At 72.3% G+C, this 16,243-nt stretch carries 15 protein-coding genes; 6 read left to right on the forward strand and 9 right to left on the reverse strand.

Annotation, left to right across the window (positions count from 1 at the left end):
- Both G6W55_RS16420 and G6W55_RS16425 read right to left on the reverse strand, forming a co-directional pair.
- A partial coding sequence (locus G6W55_RS16420; protein ID WP_175521601.1) for an FAD-binding protein occupies positions 1-522 on the reverse strand: 522 nt, incomplete at its 3' end.
- 2 nt (positions 523-524) lie between these two features.
- Positions 525-1,196 (reverse strand): succinate dehydrogenase, encoded by a 672-nt coding sequence (locus G6W55_RS16425; protein WP_078636171.1) that lies wholly within the window; start codon positions 1,194-1,196, stop codon positions 525-527.
- Between the two features lie 119 nt (positions 1,197-1,315).
- Here G6W55_RS16425 and G6W55_RS16430 point away from each other — a divergent pair, with 119 nt between their 5' ends.
- Positions 1,316-2,200, forward strand: a complete 885-nt coding sequence (locus tag G6W55_RS16430; RefSeq protein ID WP_078636170.1) for a LysR family transcriptional regulator — start codon at positions 1,316-1,318, stop codon at positions 2,198-2,200.
- 99 nt (positions 2,201-2,299) lie between these two features.
- On the opposite strand, the gene G6W55_RS16435 is transcribed toward G6W55_RS16430, so the two are convergent.
- The 3 genes from G6W55_RS16435 to G6W55_RS16445 form a co-directional block, all read right to left on the reverse strand.
- Complete coding sequence (locus G6W55_RS16435) at positions 2,300-4,435, reverse strand: EAL domain-containing protein (RefSeq protein ID WP_175521602.1); 2,136 nt, start codon at positions 4,433-4,435, stop codon at positions 2,300-2,302.
- On the reverse strand, positions 4,432-5,244 hold the full coding sequence (locus G6W55_RS16440) for an SAM-dependent methyltransferase (RefSeq protein WP_175521603.1): 813 nt from the start codon (positions 5,242-5,244) through the stop codon (positions 4,432-4,434). Before G6W55_RS16440 ends, G6W55_RS16435 begins: the two co-directional genes overlap by 4 nt.
- 319 nt (positions 5,245-5,563) lie before the next feature.
- The gene (locus G6W55_RS16445; RefSeq protein WP_175521604.1) at positions 5,564-6,547 is read right to left on the reverse strand and encodes an SCO0930 family lipoprotein; all 984 of its coding nucleotides are present in this window, start codon (positions 6,545-6,547) and stop codon (positions 5,564-5,566) included.
- A gap of 754 nt (positions 6,548-7,301) precedes the next feature.
- On the opposite strand from G6W55_RS16445, the gene G6W55_RS39270 reads away from it, so the two are divergent.
- From G6W55_RS39270 to G6W55_RS16455, 3 genes are all read left to right on the forward strand, one after another.
- Positions 7,302-7,430 carry a hypothetical protein gene (locus G6W55_RS39270; RefSeq protein ID WP_256861377.1) on the forward strand — a complete coding sequence of 43 codons (129 nt, stop codon included), beginning with the start codon at positions 7,302-7,304 and terminating at the stop codon, positions 7,428-7,430.
- A gap of 18 nt (positions 7,431-7,448) precedes the next feature.
- Positions 7,449-8,216, forward strand: coding sequence for a DUF4239 domain-containing protein (locus G6W55_RS16450; protein ID WP_175521605.1), 768 nt, complete (start codon positions 7,449-7,451; stop codon positions 8,214-8,216).
- 210 nt (positions 8,217-8,426) lie between these two features.
- Positions 8,427-8,957, forward strand: a complete 531-nt coding sequence (locus tag G6W55_RS16455; protein WP_030798149.1) for a hypothetical protein — start codon at positions 8,427-8,429, stop codon at positions 8,955-8,957.
- A gap of 69 nt (positions 8,958-9,026) precedes the next feature.
- On the opposite strand, the gene G6W55_RS16460 is transcribed toward G6W55_RS16455, so the two are convergent.
- The gene (locus tag G6W55_RS16460; RefSeq protein WP_078636165.1) at positions 9,027-9,533 is read right to left on the reverse strand and encodes a hypothetical protein; all 507 of its coding nucleotides are present in this window, start codon (positions 9,531-9,533) and stop codon (positions 9,027-9,029) included.
- Positions 9,534-9,867: 334 nt separating this feature from the next.
- Between G6W55_RS16460 and G6W55_RS16465 the strand changes: the two genes are divergently transcribed.
- Positions 9,868-10,542 (forward strand): class F sortase, encoded by a 675-nt coding sequence (locus G6W55_RS16465; protein WP_030798144.1) that lies wholly within the window; start codon positions 9,868-9,870, stop codon positions 10,540-10,542.
- 31 nt (positions 10,543-10,573) lie between these two features.
- Here G6W55_RS16465 and G6W55_RS16470 read toward each other — a convergent pair whose 3' ends face one another.
- Both G6W55_RS16470 and lysX read right to left on the reverse strand, forming a co-directional pair.
- Positions 10,574-11,413, reverse strand: coding sequence for a polysaccharide deacetylase family protein (locus tag G6W55_RS16470; protein ID WP_078636163.1), 840 nt, complete (start codon positions 11,411-11,413; stop codon positions 10,574-10,576).
- Positions 11,414-11,542: 129 nt separating this feature from the next.
- Positions 11,543-14,809, reverse strand: coding sequence for a bifunctional lysylphosphatidylglycerol synthetase/lysine--tRNA ligase LysX (gene lysX, locus G6W55_RS16475; protein ID WP_175521606.1), 3,267 nt, complete (start codon positions 14,807-14,809; stop codon positions 11,543-11,545).
- 89 nt (positions 14,810-14,898) lie between these two features.
- On the opposite strand from lysX, the gene G6W55_RS16480 reads away from it, so the two are divergent.
- Positions 14,899-15,372: a universal stress protein gene (locus G6W55_RS16480; protein WP_078636162.1), complete on the forward strand. Its 474-nt coding sequence runs from the start codon at positions 14,899-14,901 to the stop codon at positions 15,370-15,372.
- 24 nt (positions 15,373-15,396) lie between these two features.
- On the opposite strand, the gene G6W55_RS16485 is transcribed toward G6W55_RS16480, so the two are convergent.
- Positions 15,397-16,215, reverse strand: a complete 819-nt coding sequence (locus tag G6W55_RS16485; protein WP_254876295.1) for an alpha/beta fold hydrolase — start codon at positions 16,213-16,215, stop codon at positions 15,397-15,399.
- Positions 16,216-16,243: the final 28 nt, after the last annotated feature.

The raw sequence follows: 16,243 nt of genomic DNA on the forward strand, positions 1-16,243 counted from the left end.
GGTCTGGCCGCGGGCGTAGAACGTGCGGGAGACCTGGACGCCGCCGAAGGAGCGGGTGTCGAGGAGTCCGCCGTACTCGCGGGCGAAGGGCACGCCCTGGGCCACGCACTGGTCGATGATCTCGACGGAGATCTGCGCGAGGCGGTGCACATTGGACTCGCGGGCGCGGAAGTCGCCGCCCTTGACGGTGTCGTAGAACAGCCGGTGGACGGAGTCGCCGTCGTTGCGGTAGTTCTTCGCGGCGTTGATACCGCCCTGCGCGGCGATCGAGTGGGCGCGGCGCGGGGAGTCCTGGTAGCAGAACTGGACGACGTGGTAGCCCTGTTCGGCGAGGGTGGCGCCCGCGGAGCCGCCGGCGAGGCCGGTGCCGACGACGATCACGGTGTGCTTGCGCCGGTTGGCGGGGTTGACGAGCTTGGCCTCGAAGCGGCGCGTGTCCCAGCGTTCGGCGACGGGTCCCGCGGGGGCCTTGGTGTCGACGACCGGTGCGCCGGTCGTGTAGGCGGTGTAGTCGGTAGTCATGTTCAGCTCACCACTCCGGTCATGACGCCCACGGGTACGGCGATGAAGCCGGCCGTGAGCACCAGCGCGAGGACGTTGGCCGTGGCCTTCAGGGCGCGGTCGCGGCTGCGGCTGCCGGCGCCGAGGGTCTGGGCGGCACTCCAGAAGCCGTGCCGGACGTGCAGCCCGACGGCGAGCATCGCGACGATGTAGATGACGTTGCCGTACCAGGTGGAGAAGGTGTCCACGACGTTCTGGTAGGGGTGGCCCTCCTGGAAGCCGCCGCTGTGCACGGTGCCGGTCGTGAGGTCCAGCACGTGCCAGACGATGAAGAGCGCGAGGATGATGCCGCCCCAGCGCATGGTGCGGGTGGCGTAGCTCGCCCGCGCCTTCTTGTGCACGTACTGGGTGGGGCGGGCCCGGATGTCGCGGCGGCTGAGCTGGTAGGCGGAGACGGCGTGGGCGACGACGGCGGCCACCAGCACGATCCGGACCAGCCAGAGCGTCCACTCGTAGTGCATGAACGGTTCGCCGACCGTGCGCAGCCAGTGCGCGTAGTGGTTGAACTCGCCCGCCCCGAAGAAGATCTTCAGGTTTCCGATCATGTGGACGACCAGGTACAGCAGCATGATCAGGCCGCTGACGGCCATCACGGTCTTCTTGCCGACGGTGGAGTTCCACACCGTGCGCGCCATCGACGGCCGTCGGTCCGTCCGCGTTGCCAGAGCCATGCCGCCGACGCTAGGGCCGAACGGCCCCATCGGTCCAAGACATGGTCCGGCTCGTTTCGATAGGCCGTGCCTATCATGGCTGGATGCAGTTCCAGCAGCTCCAGTACTTCGTGGCGGTCGCCGAGACCCGGCACTTCACCCGGGCCGCCGAGCTGGTCCATGTCGCCCAGCCCTCGCTGTCCCAGCAGATCCGGGCGCTGGAGCGGGAGCTGGGGGCCGATCTCTTCCAGCGGGCGCGTGGCAACATCACGCTCACCGACGCGGGCGAGGCGCTGCTGCCGCTGGCCCGGCGGATCCTCGCGGACACCGAGACCGCGCGCTACGAGGTGCAGGAACTGGTGCAGTTGCGGGCCGGCCGGGTACGGCTGGGGGCGACCCCGAGTCTGTGCACGGGCCTGCTGCCGGACGTGCTGCGCGCCTTCCACGACCGCTATCCGGGCATCCGGCTGCTGATCGAGGAGGGCGGCTCGCACGACCTGGTGCGGGAGCTGGCCCGCGGCGCCCTCGATCTGGCGCTGGTCGTCCTGCCGCTGCCGACACCGTCCCCGGCGCTGACCACGGTGGAGCTGCTGCGGGAGGACCTGGTCGTGGTGTCCTCGCCCGAGTCGCCCCGGCCGGGCGAGGGGCGGCGCGCGGTCCATGTCGCCGATCTGGAGGGCGAACGGCTCGTGATGTTCCGGCACGGCTACGACCTGCGGGAACTGACCGTCGCCGCGTGCCGGGCGGAGGGGTTCGAGCCGGACTTCGCGGTGGAGGGCGGCGAGATGGACGCGGTCCTGGGCTTCGTCCGGGCGGGCCTCGGCGTGGCGGTCGTCCCCCGCATGGTCGCCGCCCGCTCGGGCCTCGGCCTCCGCGTCACCCCCCTCGCCCGCCCCGGCCTCCACCGCACGATCGCTTTGGCCCACCGCAGCGACGTGGCTCCGCCGAGAGCGGCGAGGGAGTTGCAGCGGATGCTGCTGGAGCGGTGACGCCGGGGAGGGGAAGGGGGCTTCCCGGCGGGGACACTCCCCCTCCTCAAGAAGCCCCGCCTCACCCACCCTGAAGAAGGCCCCGTCTCAGCCCGCGTCTCAGCCCGCCGCGTCCACCAGTGCCAGTTCGTGGAGGCGGTCCGGGGGGCCCGGGCGGGCGTAGTACCAGCCCTGGGCCGTGTCGCAGCCGAGGAGGCGGAGTTGTTCGGCCTGGGCGCCGGTCTCCACGCCCTCCACCGTGACCGCGAGGTCCAGGCTGTGGGCCAGGGAGACGATCCCCTCGACGATCTTGAGGTCGACGGGATCGGCGGGAAACTGCTGCATGCCCTGGGTGAAGGAGCGGTCCAGCTTGAGGACGCTCACCGGCAGCCGGCGCAGATTGGCGAGGTTGGAGTAGCCGGTGCCGAAGTCGTCCAGGGCGATGTCGACGCCCATCTCGGCGAGCCGGCGCAGCGGCTTGAGCAGATCGTCGTCGGCGCCGATCAGCGCCGACTCGGTCACCTCCAGGCACAGCACGCGCGGCGAGACGCCCGCCCGCTCCAGGATGTCGACCGTGTCCTGCACCAGACCGGGATGAGTGAGCTGGCACGGCGACAGGTTGACGTTGATCCGCACCGGATCGGTGTCCCCGGACCGCTCGCGCCACTGCCGGGCCTGGTCCACCGCCTGCTCCAGCACCCAGCGCCCCAGCGGCACGATCAGCCCGGTGTGCTCGGCGAGCGGGATGAACCGGTCGGGCCCGAGCACCCCGTGCTGCGGATGCAGCCACCGCACCAGCGCCTCCGCACCGCGCACCCCGCCGTCGCCGAGATGCACCAGCGGCTGGTACTCGATGAAGAACTCCCCGCGCTCCAGCGCGGCCGGCAGCGCGGTGGTCAGCCCGTGCCGGGTGATCGCGCGGGCGTCGGCCTCGGGGTCGGCCAGCTCGAAGCGGTTGCCGCCCGCCGACTTGGCCCGGTACATCGTGATGTCGGCGCTGCGCAGCACCTCCGCCGGACTGCGCTCGGCCGCCGGTCCCTCCACGATGCCGATGCTGCCGCGCACCGTCAGCTCGCGGCCGTCGATGCGCACCGGCGCCACCAGCGCGTTCTGGATCCGGGTGGCGAGTTCGTCCACCTCGCGGTCGGTGTCGGGACCGGTGGTCAGCGCCACGAACTCGTCGCCGCCGAGCCGCGCGACCATCTCGCCGGGCGCCGTCGCACAGGACTGGAGCCGGTCGGCGACCTCGACCAGCAGCCGGTCGCCGGCCGCGTGGCCGAGACTGTCGTTGATGGTCTTGAAGCCGTCCAGGTCGAGGTAGCACAGCCCGAACCGCTGGTCCCCACCGGCGCTCAGCACCTTCTCCAGCCGCTCGAAGAACAGCGTGCGGTTGGGCAGCCCGGTCAGCGCGTCATGGGTCGCCTCGTAGCGCAGCCGCAGGTTGAGCAGCCGGCGCTCGGTGGTGTCCTCCATCAGCGCGAGCTGGTACTGCGGCCGGCCGTCGGCGTCCCGCAGCAGGGAGACCGTCAGATTGGTCCACAGCACCGTGCCGTCCGGCCGGTAGAACGCCTTCTCCGTGTGGTAGTGCTCGCGTTCGCCGCGCACCAGCTCCTCGTAGAGCCGCCAGACCTGCGGGGCGTCCTCGGCGTGCGTCCAGTCACGGACGTTGCGGCCGCGCACCGTCTGCTCGGACCCGCCGAACATCCGCAGCATCGCGCCGTTGCACTCCAGGAGGTTGCCCTCCAGGTCGGAGATGCCGATCCCTATCGCCGCGCCCTCGAACACCGCGCGGAACCGGGCCTCCGTGGCGTGCAGCGCCTGCGCCACCACGCCCTGGGCCTGCAACGCGGCCCGGGCGATGGCCTCCTGCTCGGCCAGCGTCCGCTCGCGCAGCGCCTGCGCGTACCCGGCGGCCATCGCGTGCTGGAGACGCGAGGCGCGGGTGCGCAGCTCCTCCTGCGGGCCGTCCTCGCCGCAGTACAGCACCAGATACGCGTCCACGCAGTCCAGCGCCCGGCTCAGCGCCTCGGGGTCCGTGCAGTGCGCCTCGACGAGGGCCGCGCCGACCTCCTTGCCGGTGTCGGCGTCGAAGGACCGCGCCAGCAGTCCGGCACGCAACCGCCGTGCCAGCGGCAGCAGTTGCCGCTCGAACTCCGGCCGGGTCAGCGAGGTCGAGGTCACCGGGAACACGGCCCGGCTCCAGATCGTCGCGAAGCGGCGCAGTCTGTCCTCCGGCCCGTCCGGCTCCGCGGTCACGCCGTACGCCCCACGCCGGCGAACCCGGAGAAGGCATAGGGATCCTCGTCCTCCGGTGCGGTGTCCGGCCGCCACTCGGGCATCGGCACCAGTCCCGGTTCCACCATGTCGTACCCCTCGAAGAACCGCGCGATCTCGTCGCGCGAGCGCATGATCAGCGGGTTGCGGATGTCCTTGTACACGTCCACCGCGCCCCCGGCCCGCTCGGTGGGCAACGGGATTCCCTCGTACGAGGCATGGGTGAGCACCAGCATGCTGCCGGGCGCCAGCGCCGCGCTCAGCTCGGCCACCGCCGTGTACGGGTCGTCCGCGTCCTCCACGAAGTGCAGTATGGCAACGAGCAGCAGGGCCACGGGCCGGTCCAGGTCGATCAGCGCACGCACCTGGGGGCTGTCGAGGATCTCCCGCGGCTTGCGCAGATCGGCGGCGACGACATCGGCGTCCGCGTTCTCCGCGAGTACGGCCCCGCTGTGCGCGACGGCCACCGGGTCGTGGTCGACGTAGACGACACGGGCGCCGGGGCGGGCCGCCTGGGCCACCTCGTGGACGTTGCCGAAGGTGGGGATGCCCGAGCCGATGTCGAGGAACTGCGTGACGCCCTCGCCCGCCGCCCAGCGCACCGCGCGCCGCATGAACGCCCGGTTCGCCTGCATGATCTTGGGCAGTCCCGGCATGAACTCCATCGCCTTGCGCGCCGCTTCCCGGTCGACCTCGAAGTTGTACGAACCGCCCAGGTAGTAGTCGTAGATCCGCGAGACACTGGGCACCGAGATGTCGATGCTCCGTGGGGCCCAGGCGGGACGCTCCATGTATCTCTCCAAGGCGTAGGCGATCCGGTGTTCGAGCTGAGGCTACTGATCGCCCGCCAAAGGGGCGAGCCGAAACGGAAATTGACCGTCCGTTCCCGGTCACTGCCTGCGGCGCGAGCCGAATTGACGCCCTCCGAAGGGCCCCGAAAAGCACCGAAGGATTCCGGAGAGTTCCGAAGTGGCCGGAAGGGCGGCGAAAGTCTACGCATACGGAGGACGCCCGCAGCACAGCGGTCCGCCCCCTCCGTGCGGCGCGGAGGGGGCGGACCGGGGGTCGGACGCCGACGGCTGCGGGGATCAGCCCTGGGGAGGTGATCTCTTACTGCGCCGGGGCGCCGACCAGCTTTCCGTCGGGGGCGACCGCGTACCACTGGCCGCCCACGCCCTGGCCGTTGATGTCACCGGGCGACTTGTCACCGGCGAAGGTGTAGATCGGGGAGCAGTTGACGGTCATCTGCTTGATTCCGTCGGTGCGGGTGAAGCTCATCAGGCCCTTCTTCTGCACGCCCTTGGTGTCGTCGGTGGCGACCGGGGCGACGGCGGGCCACTTGTCCAGGCAGGCGCCGTTGCAGTTGGAGACCGGCTCGGGCCAGGCCTTGTCCTTGAGGAAGCGGTAGACCGTCATGCCGTTCTTGTCGACGACGATCTTGCCGAGGTTGGGGTCGTTGCGCACGGAGAGACCCGGCAGACCGGCCTCGGAACCGCCGCCGCCCGAGCCGGACGCCTTGGCCTTCTTGCCCTCGGGGGTCAGCGCGAACCACTTGTTGCCCACGCCCTGGCCGGTGGTGTCACCGGCGTTGGCGTCCTTGGCGTAGTAGTAGGCGGGCCAGCCGGCGACCGTGAGCTGCTTGGTGCCGTCGGAGCGGGTCACCTCGCCGAGCAGCGACTTGTCGATGCCGTCGCCGGCCGTCACGTCGTCGGCGGCGACCGGGGGCCAGGCGGTGGCGCAGTCGCCGTCGCAGTTGGACTTCGGCGGTTCGGCGGTGTCGGAGTCGAAGCGGTAGAGCGTCTTGCCGTTGCCGTCGGTGAGGATCTTGCCCAGGTCGGTGGCGGCGCTGATGGCCAGTTCGCCCGCGCCGCCCGCGGCACCCGCGTCGGAGCCGCCCGGGCTCTCCGTGACACCGGCACCGACACCCGCGCCGACGCCGGACCCGGCACCCACGCCCGCGATCGAGCCCGGGGCGGTCGCGCCCACGTTCTCGCTCGAGCCGGACGTACCGCTTTCCTGACCGCACGCCGTCGCCAGCGTCAGCACGGCCACCACACTCGCCGCGAGTGAGGCGCTCCGCCAGGAGGTCTTCATCGTCAACAACTCCCCGATAGTCCTAAGGGTGTCGCAGCGCCCTGCTGCGCCGCCCACGGCACTGGGTACGCACGCGAGCGCCCGTTGTGTTCAAAGGCGGCGCGAAATTCTTTCCGCCAAACCCCTGGGCGCGGACTTCCCCCGATCGGGGCAATCCCCTCCCGGGCCCGGCGTGGTGGGCTGCGGAAAGCCGCATGATCTCGACGTGCATCGACCCGAACCGACCCGAACCGCCGTCGCCGCCCGGGTGTCGGCCCTGGTGACCGCCCTTCTGCTGCTCGCGGCGGTACCGGCCGGGGTGGCCGTGGCCGACGCGTGCGCCTGGGCCTCGACGGGGCCGGACGGCACCGAGGCGGTGGCCGTCGCCGGCAGTTCCACGACGGGCGGCGCGAGCGCCTGGACCGGCTCGGGCGGCCCGGGTTGGCCGAAGAAGCCGACGCCCCCGGTGTGCCCGCCGCCCCCCGAGCCGCCCCCGCCACCGCCACCACCCCCGCCTCCACCACCCCCTCCGCCGCCGCCCCCACCGCCGAAGCCCACGCCGCCACCGCCCGAGCCCACACCACCTCCGAAGCCGACACCGCCGCCGAAACCCCGGCCCGTCCCCCGTCCGACGCCACCACCCCCGCCCGCACCCCGCGCGGCACCCCGGCCGGCACCACCCCCCGCCCCCGCGCCACCCCCGAAACCCGCCCCGCCCCCGAAACCGCGCCCCACCCCCAAACCGACACCCACGCCCACGCCTTCGGCGACCCCGGTGCACTACCCGGCCTACCACTCCCCGCCCCGCCCGCGGCAGACCGGCGGCGGCCAGTCCCCCGTCACCTACGTCCTCCTCATCACCGTCCCCGCCCTGATCGCCGTCGCCGCACTGCGCCCCCGCTAGAACCCCAGGAGGCCCCTCTTGCCGGAATGGCTTGTTCTTACCTTCGCGATGCTCGCCGCCTGCGCGGTGGTGATCGCCGTGACCCTCGTACGGCACCGGACGGCGGCCGAGGACGAGGATCCCTCCGAGACCCCGGACGTCATCGAGTACATGACGATGTGGATCGGCGTGGTGTACGCCATCGTCCTGGGCCTGGCCATCGCCGGGGTCTGGGAGGCGCGCGGGGTCGCGGAGGACCACGTCCAGACCGAGGCCCAGGCGCTGCACGAGATCTCGGAGCGGGTGCGGGTCTATCCGCCCGACGTCCGTGACCGCATTCGGGCGGATGTCAACGCCTACGTCGGACATGTCGTCACCGTCGAGTGGAAGGCGATGGCCGACAAGGGGGAGGTCACCGAGCGCGGGGACGAACTCCTGACGCGGCTGCGGGAGGACGTCACCGACTACGAGCCCGCGGACGACTTCCAGGCGCAGGCGTACCAGCCCCTGCTGGACCAGATGGCCACGGCCGACCAGGCGCGCAACGCCCGGGCCGGCTCGACCGGGGCGACCATGCCCGGGGTGGTGTGGTTCGGGCTGCTGGCCGGGGCGGCCATCACGATCGGCATGGTCTTCGCCCTCCAGATCCGGCGCACCACCAGAGAACTCGTGCTGGCCGGGCTGTTCTCGGCGCTGATCGCGTTCCTGCTGTTCCTCATCTGGGACTTCGACGCGCCCTACAGCCGGGGGGTCACCGCCTCCGCGGAACCCTTCCTGCACCACTTCCCCGGGGTGTCGCAGAAGTGAGGGGACGGTCCGGGGAACGGCGGCGCCACGCCGTCACCGTCCCCCGGACGCAGCAGCGTTCGTCCCCTGGGCGGCCCACACGCGTGCCCCATTCGCGCGACACCGATCGCGCCGACGCACACCTGTTCCTAGCGTTTCGGTCATCGAGGTGCATTTCCGGCGCGAACGGAACAGGTCCGTCGCCGCTCCTCGGGTACCGGAGGTTCCACCATGTCCGCGATACGCGTCGCTTCGGCCGCACTGCTGGGCGTGACCGCCCTGACCCTCTCCGCCCCGGCCGCCGTCGCGATCGGCGACGACGACCACTACGTCATGTCCACGGGCTACAGCGTGGTGCCGTCCCTGGTGGAGCCGGGCGGGCAGGTCAGCCTTCGGGTGGACCGCGAGGTCACCGGGTGCAGAAGTCATGTGACGGTGTCGTCGGGGGTGTTCGACGCGGTCACCATTCCGCGCGGATCGTCCTCGGCGGCGGCCGAGGTGGACTGGGACGCCAAGCCGGGGGCGTCGTACCGGGTGACGTTCAGTTGCGGCGGGCTGAGCGCCGTCAAGGATCTGACGATCGCCTCGGGGCGGCCGAGTCCGCTGCCGTATCCGTCGTACCACGGGGTGCACGCCGGTGAGGGCGGGAGTTTCGGCGGGTTCGATCTGAAGGAGATCGGTCTGGGGGCCGCGCTGATCGCGGGCGCCCTCGGTGCCGCGTACCACTTCTCGCGCCGCCGCACCGGCGAGGACGCCGGCTGACGGCCGGTGGGACGCAAGGGCTTCGCCCCGGAGACACGGAGGTCTCCGGGGCGAAGGAGGGCACACCGCTCAGGCGCGGCGCTCGGAGCGGCGGCGCATCCAGAACAGGGCGCCGCCGGCCGCGGCCGCGGCGACCAGGCCGCCGCCGATGGCCATGTCGGTCGGGGTGGCGCCGGTGGAGCTGCTGCCGCCGAGGCCGCCGCGGACACCGCCGATGACGGTGAAGGCGGCCGGAGCGGTCAGCGTCTGGCCCGAGCAGTAGACGGTGATGTCGTAGGGACCCGGGCGGGCGTTGTCGTTGATGGTGGCGGTGCCCCTGGCGGACTGGCCGACACCGTTGACGGGGGTCAGGTTCGACTGCGGGAAGGCGCTCGAGGTCATGTGACCGCCGGCCGGGCAGCCGTCGACGCTGACCGTGATCTGGCCGCCGCGGGCGATGACGCTGGGCTGGACGACGACGTTCCTCGGGTTGGCGGTCATGCCGTCCCGGGCGACGGCCGCCGGGGCGGCCAGGCCGAGAGCGACGGCCGCGGCGGCCGAGACCGCCGAGGCCGCCACGATTCGTGGCTTGCGCATGTGTTCCTCCGCGGAAGGCGCCCCGGGGCCCGTCCCCGGTGTGTCGGCGAGAAAGCGCCTCCCGGAACGACCCTCAGATGCCGTCTGCGCGCCCGCATTTCGAGAATGGTCCGTCCTGGTGAGCGGACACGCCGGGGGAAAAGCGTGCGCGGCGATATCGCCGCAGGTCACGGACCGTCAGAAAATAACTTTGGGCGGCAACTCGGATGGCGCACCGGACGGCTGGGGCGCCACCCGTTCGCCGTCGCCCCCGTCGCCGGTTTCCGTGCGGGGAATTAGCGTTCTCGTATGCGCGAAAGGACGTGGCGACGGCCATGTCGAAAGGGGCTGGCGAATGTCTGCGTATGAGCTGTCCGAGGCGGCGGAAGAGGAGGAGCGGCAGCAGCGGAAGCGGGCCCCTTGGGGGGTGATAGCGCTGGTGCTGCTGACCGGTCTCGCGCTCATCCGCAACGGCTCGGGGGAATTCGACATCGGGCCGCCGCAGCCCGCCGCCGCGGCGGCCGCGGACAGCCGGGCCGGTGTGGGTGTGTTCGGCAAGGCGCCGGCCGCGCTGCCGTACGGGATGCCCGACCGGGTGCGGATCCCTGCGATCCAGGTCGACGCGCCGGTGATGCCGGTGGGGCTGGACGCGGACGGCTGGGTGGCCGCGCCGCCGCCGGAGGACCCGAATCTGGCCGGCTGGTTCACCGGGGGCGTGACACCCGGCGAGAAGGGCACGGCGGTCGTGGTCGGCCATGTCGACAACACACAGGGCCCCGCCGTGTTCTACGGACTCGGGGCCCTGAAGAAGGGCAATCGCGTCGAGGTGGTGCGGCAGGACGGAAAGACGGCCGTCTTCGAGATCTACGGCATCGAGGTCTTCGCGAAGAACGACTTTCCCGGTGACCGCGTCTACGCCTCCAAGGGCACCCCGGAACTCCGGGTGATCACCTGCGGCGGCGGTTTCTCCAAGGCGAACGGCTACGACGGCAACGTGGTCGCCTTCGCCCGCCTGGCCGAGGTCCGCTGACGGACCCCGGCCGGGCGGGGGGCCGCGGTGGCTAGGTGTACTGCCGGCGCGGCACGGTGATGTGGTAGCCGGAGTCGAGGAGCCGGGGCAGATAGCGGCGCAGGGCGGCGACGCTCTGGGAGCGGTCGCCGCCGGCGTCGTGGGAGAGCACCACGACGCCGGGTCCGGCGCCGTCCTGGACGCGGGAGACGATGGTGCCGGTGCCGGGGGCGGTCCAGTCGAGGGTGTCGACGGTCCAGGCCAGGGGTTCCATGCCGAGTTCGGCGCCGAGCTGGAAGGTGGTGCGGTTCCAGGCGCCGTAGGGGGCGCGGAACCAGCGCGGGGGCTCGCCGTAGCCGTCCTCGATGACCTCGCTGGTGCGGGTCATCTCGGAGCGGATCTGACGGCGGGTGAGCGAGGTCAGCAGGGGGTGCGACCAGGTGTGGTTGCCGACGACGTGCCCTTCGTCGGCCATCCGCGCCAGCAGGTCCTTGTGGTCGGTGGCCATCTCCCCGCACACGAAGAACATGGCGCGTACGTCGTACTCGGCGAGGGTGTCGAGGACTCCGGGGGTGTAGCGGGGGTCCGGGCCGTCGTCGAAGGTGAGGACCATGGTGCGGCCGCGGCCGGTCATCTTCAGCATGGGTTCGCTGCGGACCGGGGTGCGGCCGGGCGCGGTGCGCGGTGGACCGTATCCGGTCAGCGGCTGGAGGCGGTAGGCGGAGGGCTTCAGCGGGACGCCGCGGGCGGGGGCGCCGGCGGCCGGGGCGGCGGCTCGGACCGGCTTGTCGCCCGAGCCCCACGCGAGCAGTCCGGCCGTGCCGGCCGCTCCGACGGCGGTGGCGCCGGCGAGCAACACGCGGCGCCGCGTGAACAACTGATCCTTCTTCATGAAGACATCAGTCGCCCGTCACGGCCCCGACGCACCACAGCGACACCGGTCCGGCGGCACGATTCCACCCGGGCGGGCGCAGGCCGGTGGCGGCGGGCGCAGGCCGGTGGCGGCGGGCGCGGATCCGTGTCAGCGGCGGCGGACCAGCGGGAACGGCAGGGTCTCGCGGATGGTCAGGCCGGTGAGGAACATGATGAGGCGGTCCACGCCGATGCCGAGGCCGCCGGTGGGGGGCATGGCGTATTCGAGGGCGTCGAGGAAGTCCTCGTCGAGTTCCATGGCCTCGGGGTCGCCGCCGGCGGCGAGCAGGGACTGTGCGGTGAGCCGGCGGCGCTGTTCCAGCGGGTCCGTCAGTTCGGAGTAGGCGGTGCCCAGTTCGGTGCCGAAGGCCACCAGGTCCCAGCGTTCGGCGAGCCGCGGGTCGGTGCGGTGCTGCCGGGTCAGCGGGGAGACGTCGGTGGGGAAGTCCTTGTAGAAGGTGGGGAGGAGGGTGCGTTCCTCCACGAGCCGTTCGTACATCTCCAGGACGACGTCGCCACGCCCGTCGTCCGGGGTGTACGGGACGCCGGCCCGGTCGCAGTGGCGCTGGAGGACGGTGAGGTGGGTGTCGGCGTCGACGCTCTCGCCGAGGGCGTCGGAGATCGCGCCGTAGACCGTGCGCACCGGCCACTCCCCCGAGATGTCGTACTCCTCGCCGTCCTTGTGGGCGAGCGGGGCGCCGTAGGCGGCGGTGGCGGCGCCCTGGACGAGTTCGCGGGCGAGGGTGAGCATGACGTCGTAGTCGGCGTACGCCTGGTACGCCTCCAGCATCGTGAACTCGGGGTTGTGCTTGTAGGAGACGCCCTCGTTGCGGAAGGTGCGGCCCAGTTCGAAGACCTTCTCCAGGCCGCCGACGCAGAGCCGCTTGAGGTACAGCTCGGGGGCGATCCGCAGATAGAGGTCGAGGTCGTAGGCGTTGATGTGGGTGGTGAAGGGGCGGGCGTTGGCGCCGCCGTGGATCTGCTGGAGCATCGGTGTCTCGACCTCCAGGTAGCCGCGCGTGAGCAGGCCCTGGCGCAGGGCCTGGACGGCGGTGGAGCGGGCGCGGATCACCTCGCGGGCGGCGGGGCTGGAGGCGAGGTCGAGATAGCGCATCCGGACTTTCGTCTCGGGGTCGGTCAGGCCGCGCCGTTTGTCGGGCAGGGGGCGCAGGCATTTGGCGGTGAGCTGCCAGGAGGTGACGAAGAGGGTCGGTTCGCCGCGGTCGCTGGTGCCCTCGGTGCCGGTGACGAGGATGTGGTCGCCGAGGTCGGTGTCGGCGCGGAAGGTGCCGAGCGCCTCGCGGGTGAGGGCGAGCTGGTGGTCGGCGGACCAGTCGCGCAGGGTCACGAAGACGATGCCGCCGAAGTCCCGGACCCGCATGATCCGTCCTGCCACGGTGGCCGTGTCGCCGGTGCGGACGTCGGCGAGGGCGTGGGTGCGCGCCGGGACGCCGACCGGATAGGGGTCGGTGCCCCGCGCGCGCAGCCGTTCGAGGGTGTGGCGGCGGACGCGGACCTGTTCGGGCAGTCCCGCGTCCGCCCCGCCGGTCCCGGTCTCGTCCCCTCCGTCGAGGCCGAGTTCCGCGGACGGCGGCGGTCCCTCGGTTCCGGCGGGCGGGGGCCCGTCCTTCGGGCTCCGCCGGCCCCACAGGGTGCGCAGGGAGGGCACGGAGACGAAGCCCTCGGCGATGCCGGAGGCCAGGCCCACCCGGGCCAGGGAGCCGGCGTCGCCGTAGCAGAGGAAGCGGGGGTACCACTCGGGGCGGTACTTGGCGTTGGAGCGGTACAGGGCTTCGAGCTGCCACCAGCGGGAGAGGAAGAGGAGCAGTCTGCGCCACAGCCGCAGCACGGGTCCGGCGCCGATCCGGGCGCCCTCCTCGAAGACCGAGCGGAAGACGGCGAAGTTCAGGGAGATCCGGCGGACGCCGAGCTTGGGCGCGGCGGCGCACAGGTCGGCGACCATGAACTCCATGACGCCGTTGGGTGCCTCGCGGTCGCGGCGCATCAGGTCCAGGGAGATGCCCTCGGTGCCCCAGGGGACGAAGGAGAGCAGGGCGAGGAGGCGGCCGTCGCCGTCGAGGGCCTCGACGAGGAGGCAGTCGCCGTCGGCGGGGTCGCCGAGCCGGTCCAGGGCCATGGAGAAGCCGCGTTCGGTCTCGGTGTCGCGCCAGGCGTCGGCGCGGTCGACGATCTCCTCCATCTCCTGGTCGGTGAGGGTGGAGTGGCGGCGGACCCGGCAGCTCGCGCCGGTGCGGCGGACCCGGTTGACGGCCTGGCGGGTGACGCGCATGTCACGGCCGGAGAGGTCGAAGGAGGCCACGTGCAGGATCGCCTCGTCGCCGAGTTGCAGGGCGCCGAGGCCGGAGCGGGCGTAGGCGCGGGCGCCGTCCTCGGAGGCGCCCATGACGGCGGGCTGCCAGGCGTGCCGGCGGGCGGCGTCCAGCCATACGGCGATGGCGTGCGGCCATGCCTCGCGGTCGCCGACGGGGTCGCCGCCGGCCAGGCAGACGCCGGCCTCGACGCGGTAGGTGACGGCGGCCTTGCCGCTGGGCGAGAAGAGGACGGCCTTGTCGCGCCGGGTGGCGAAGTAGCCGAGGGAGTCCTGACCGCCGTAGGTCCTCAGCAGGGCGCGGATGCGGGATTCCTCGTCGCCGTGCAGGGCGGCTTCCATGCGCTGGGAACGGAACAGGGTGGCGGCGGCGTTGAGCAGGGCGAGGGCGCCGAAGAGGCCGAGCAGGAAGTAGAGGGCGTGCGGGGGCCGGCCGTCGAAGGAGCCGGGTGAGACCAGTCCGCCGAGGACGCGGTTGGCGGCCCAGCCGAGCCGCTGTCCCGCGGGCAGGGTGCCGGGGAACAGGGCGACCAGACCCCAGCCGACGAGGATCGCGAGGGCGAGCCCGGCGGCCAGCACGAGCAGCGCGCGGCGGACCGCGCCCTTGCGGGAGACGGCGTAGAACTCCCCGCGGGCGACGACCAGCAGGGCCAGGGCGAGGGCGCAGACCACGAGCGAGGGGAGCGACGCGGCGTACAGGCCGACGGCGACGCCCGCGAGGTCGGTGAGGACGACCAGGCCGAGGTAGACCACCACCAGCCACCAGGCGATCTTCTTGCGGGCGGCGGTGGCGGCGGCCAGCAGGAAGAGGAAGACGGCGTAGGCGAGGTTGGCGCTGACCGGCACGATCACCAGGTCGAGAAAGCGGACGACCGGGCGCAGCAGCCGGCGCAGCGGCGGGAAGAGGGCGAGCAGGACGCACAGCAGGCCGAGGGCGCCGAAGAACACCGCGAAGCCTTGCGGCACACGGCTCAGCAGCCGCCCCGCGGACCGGGCACCCGGACCCGTACCGCCCTTGGCCGAGGTACTCGCCACGGTGGCACTCATGTTCCGACTGTAGGAACAGCGGGGCCGTGGCGCCCGTCGAAAGGGTGGGGGGCGGTGGGCGCCACCGGGGGTTTCGGTAGCCTCGGGGGGTGACGGAACAGCACGCGCCGCAGCCCGCGCACCGGTTCGAACGGGGTACGGACGGCCCCAAGGTGATCCTCGTCGGGGTGGACGGCTCCGATTCGTCGCTCCGGGCCGCGGCCTACGCGGGCGGTCTGGCCCGCCGCCAGAACGCCCTCCTCGCGGTGGTGTACGTCCAGCCCGTGATGACGGCGGGCGCGGCGCTCGGGGTGTCGGTCGCGGAGACGACCGACGAGATCGCGGAGGACCTGGTCGCGCAGATCCGGGAGGCGACCGAGCGCACGCGCGGGATATTCGACGTGCGCTGGGAGTTCCACACCTTCCGCGGGGACCCGTACAACGGGCTGGTGAAGGCCGCGGACGAGCTGAAGGCCGACGCGGTGGTGGTGGGCGCCTCCGAGCAGGCCGGCCACCGGATCGTGGGATCGGTGGCCGTACGGCTGGTCAAGGCCGGGCGATGGCCGGTGACCGTGGTGCCGTAGCCCGCCGCGGGCCGACTCGGCCGGTCAGAGGGTGCGCAGGAAGTCCGTGATCACGGCGGTGAACTCCTCGGGCTTCTCCATCATCGGGTAGTGCGCGGTGCCCTCGATCAGCACGGACCGGCCGTCGCGGACGGTGTCGGCCAGGCGCTGCGCCGCGGCGAGCACGTCGGGGGTGTCCAGGGCGCCGTTCAGGGTGAGCACCGGGACGTCGATCTTCGGCACCCGGGACCAGGTGTCGGTCACCCGCACGTGCCGGTCCTTCTCTCCGGGCGTGTGCTTGGAGAGGGTGTTCAGGGCCATCTCGGTCAGCCGCCGCGGGATGTCCGGGTCGACCTCGTCGAGCGTGCGGTGCGGGCCGGGCACGAAGCTCAGGAACGCCTTCAGCCAGCCCTCGACGTCCCCGGCGGCCAGGCAGCGGGCGGTCTCCGCCTGGATCTCCCGGTGCCAGGGGTCGGTGTCCCGGAACTCGCCGGTGGAGGCGCCGGCCACCACGGCGGCGCGCACCAGCTCCGGGTGTTCGAGCAGCGTGTCGGTGACGATCACACCGCCCATCGAGACACCGGCCAGGACGGCGGGCCCCGCGTCGAGGTGGCGCAGCAGCGCGGCGAGGTCGTCGGGCCAGCGGAAGGGCCGGGTGGCGTTGGCGGAGGCGCCGTGGCCGCGGACGTCGGGCGCGATCACCCGGTGGGTGCGGGCGAGCGCGGGGATCACGTCGTCGAAGACCCGGTGGTCGACGAATCCGGAGTGGATCAGGACCAGCGGATCGCCGGATCCGGCCTCGCGGTAGGCGAGGTCCCCGTCGGCGGAGGCGAAGTACGTCATGTCCGAAGCAACGACAGTCATGACAACCAAGGTGTCATCCTGCGAGGAA

The organism is Streptomyces sp. CAI-85 (assembly GCF_013363615.1).
GTDB lineage: Bacteria > Actinomycetota > Actinomycetes > Streptomycetales > Streptomycetaceae > Streptomyces > Streptomyces antibioticus_B.